2 protein-coding genes are annotated in these 3,378 nt (G+C 61.6%); both read left to right on the forward strand.

Annotated features, from left to right (window positions below; all coding sequences use genetic code 11):
- The first annotated feature begins 41 nt into the window (after positions 1–41).
- The gene (locus tag VQ044_RS24310; RefSeq protein WP_442880758.1) at positions 42–1,139 is read left to right on the forward strand and encodes a recombinase zinc beta ribbon domain-containing protein; all 1,098 of its coding nucleotides are present in this window, start codon (positions 42–44) and stop codon (positions 1,137–1,139) included.
- Positions 1,140–1,199: 60 nt separating this feature from the next.
- Positions 1,200–3,026 carry a class I SAM-dependent DNA methyltransferase gene (locus tag VQ044_RS24315; protein WP_327650235.1) on the forward strand — a complete coding sequence of 609 codons (1,827 nt, stop codon included), beginning with the start codon at positions 1,200–1,202 and terminating at the stop codon, positions 3,024–3,026.
- The last annotated feature ends 352 nt before the right edge of the window (positions 3,027–3,378 follow it).

Consider the following 3,378-nt stretch of genomic DNA (forward strand, 5'->3'; position numbering starts at 1 on the left):
GTATCGGGCAGGTCCACCGCATTCTGACGCGCCGCACCTATATGGGCGAGCATGAGTTCAACAAGCGTAGCAAGTCCAAGGAACTGAAGCCCGCCAGCGAGATCGTGACGGTTCCGGTCCCGCCGATCATCGACCGGGAGACCTTCGACGCGGTCCAGGCGCGGCTCAGGGCGCGCAATCCCAAGGTCATGCCCGCCCGCGTCATCAGCGGGCCGACCATGCTCACCGGCCTGATCCATTGCGCCAAATGCGGTGGGGCCATGACGATCCGCACCGGCAAGGGCGGGCGCTACCGCTATTACGCCTGCTCGATGAAGGCGCGGCAGGGACCAACCGCCTGCGAGGGCATNATCCGCACCGGCAAGGGCGGGCGCTACCGCTATTACGCCTGCTCGATGAAGGCGCGGCAGGGACCAACCGCCTGCGAGGGCATTCGCCGTGTCATCGACGTGATGCCGCGCGAAACCGAAACCGAGCGGCGCGACCGGGCGCTGATCGCCTTCACGCTTTTGACCGGCGCGCGGGACAATGCCATCGCCTCGATGTCGCTCAAGCATGTCGATCTGGAGGCGAAGAAAGTGTTTCAGGATGCGCGCGACGTGCGGACGAAGAACCGCAAGACATTTACGACCTGCTTTTTCCCTGTCGGCAAGGCCGTTGAAGCCGTCGTCGCCGGTTGGATCGAATGGCTCCGCAACGAAAAAGGCTGGCGGCAGGACGATCCGCTGTTTCCGGCGACCAAGGTCGCGCTCGGCGAAAGCGGCGGCTTCGAAAATGCCGGGCTGGATCGCAAACACTGGAAGGACGCGGCCGCGATCCGGCGCATTTTCCGGCAAGCCTTTGAGCGGGCCGGATTGCCTTACGCGAACCCGCATAGCGTCCGGAACACGCTTGTCGCCCTGGGCCAACAACGCTGCATATCCGCTGAAGATTTCAAAGCGTGGAGCCAAAATCTCGGCCATGAAAAGGTGCTGACGACCTTCACGAGCTACGGTGCTGTCGCGAGTCACAAACAGGCGGAGATTTTCGAGCGTTTTCGGACGTGTCCATCGCCGCAAAGGTCCGAAACTCTTCCAGAGGACGCGATCCTCGATCGGTTGCTGGAGCGACTCCACGAAAGGGCTTCGCAAACGCCGTGACGCGTAAATGCATTTGCTGTCTTATCGTCAGTGATTCGATGTGTCGCATGAGGGGGAACGGTGGCGAGACAGGTACTGAAGGACAAGTTCGTCGACATCCTCAAGGAACTAGGTGGCTCCGCCGGCAATGGCCTGCTGCGCGAAACCCTCGGCTGGAGCGAGGATACCTATTTCGCGGTGAAAGCCGAACTGATGGATGAAAACGTCGTTGTGCCGGGACGCGGTCGCGGCGGGTCAGTCTCGTTCGCCGCGAAAGAGAAGACGGTCGCGGCGCTCGCCGAGACCGAGCCAAAGGCCAAAAAGCCGCCGAGGGCGGATAAGCCCGACAGAAAGAAGACGAATGGCGGCGATCTCGGTTTCGAGGCTGAGCTGTTCAAGACGGCCGACAAGCTGCGCGGCAATATGGAGCCGTCGGACTACAAGCACGTCGCGCTCGGGCTGATATTTCTCAAGCACATCTCCGACAGTTTTGAGGCCAAGCGCGAGGCGCTTCTAGCGGAATATCCCGAGGGCGCGGAAGACCCGGACGAATATGCGGCCGACAACGTCTTCTGGGTTCCAAAGGAAGCGCGCTGGTCGCACCTGCAGGCGAATGCCAAGCAGAACGGCATCGGTCGGCTGATCGACGAGGCGATGCTCGCCATTGAAAAGCGCAATGATACCCTGAAGGGCGTTCTCCCGAAAGAATACGCGCGGCCGGCGCTGAATGCGGTCATGCTCGGCGAACTGATCGATCTCGTCTCCGGCATCACGCTGGGCGAGCGCAAGGGCGAATCCCGCGATCTCCTCGGCCGCGTCTACGAATATTTCCTCGGCCAGTTCGCCGGTTCGGAAGGCAAGCGCGGCGGCGAGTTCTACACGCCCCGCTCCGTCGTCCGGGTGATGGTCGAGATGATCGAGCCCTACAAGGGACGGGTCTACGATCCGTGCTGCGGCTCCGGCGGCATGTTCGTCCAGTCCGAGAAATTCGCGGAAGAGCACGAGGGCCGGATCGGCGACATCGCGGTTTATGGGCAAGAGTCGAACTACACCACCTGGCGGCTCTGCAAGATGAACCTTGCCGTTCGCGGTATCGACGCGGACATCAAGTGGAACAGCGAGGGCAGCTTTCACAAGGACGAGCTGCGCGATCTCAAGGCTGATTACGTTCTCGCCAACCCGCCCTTCAATATTTCAGACTGGGGCGGTGATCGTCTGCGCGAGGACGTCCGCTGGAAGTACGGCACCCCGCCGGCCGGTAATGCCAATTTCGCCTGGGTGCAGCACATCATCCATCACTTGGCGCCCGCAGGCGTGGCCGGCGTGGTGCTGGCCAATGGCTCGATGTCCTCGACGCAGAACAGTGAGGGCGCGATCCGGCAGGCGCTGATCGAAGGCGCGGCCGGGGCGCCGGGCGTCGTCGACTGCATGGTCGCCCTGCCGGGGCAGCTGTTTTATTCGACGCAGATTCCGGTGTGCCTGTGGTTCCTCGCGCGCGATAAGTCGAACGGCATTGCCAAGGACGTCAAGCTGCGCGACCGGCGCGGCGAAATCCTGTTCATCGATGCGCGCAAGCTCGGCCATATGGTGGATCGTACGCGCAAGGAATTCTCCGACGCCGACATCGACAAGATCACCCGGGCCTACCACGCCTGGCGCGGCGAGGGCGAGGCGGGCGCCTATGCGGACGTGCCGGGCTTCTGCAAGGCTGCGACACTAGAAGAAGTTCGTCAGCAAGCCCATGTCCTCACTCCGGGGCGATATGTCGGCGCAGAAGCGGCGATAGAGGAAGACATACCATTCGCCGACCGCTTTTCGGCGCTTCAAGTCATGCTTTACGAGCAGTTCGCGGACAGTGACCGACTAGCAGTTACCATACGCGAAAAGTTGGCGACGGTGGTTGGATAATGGCGCGTGCGATTACTTCAACCGGGGGGCGCCAAGCCACAAGCGCCGTTATACCGGGTGATATCTGTATTTCAGTCGGAAAGCCCGACACTGCAGCTCCCACAGGATGGAGTTGGCTCGCGCTATCGGACGTCGCAAGACTTGAGACTGGACACACTCCAAGTCGCAAAAGGCCAGAATGGTGGGGGGGCGACGTTCCTTGGATTGGAATTCGCGACGCAACAGGAAACCACGGCCGGGTCATATTTGAGACGAACGAAACTTGCCTATCCGGTTGATTCCCACACCCACTAGATCTAGTGTTGGGCATGGATGTCCTGGCCCGTGAAGACCTGCCGTTCCCGCAGTCTCT

Origin of the sequence: Aurantimonas sp. C2-5-R2 (genome assembly GCF_036549495.1) — a bacterium.
GTDB lineage: Bacteria > Pseudomonadota > Alphaproteobacteria > Rhizobiales > Rhizobiaceae > Aurantimonas > Aurantimonas coralicida_A.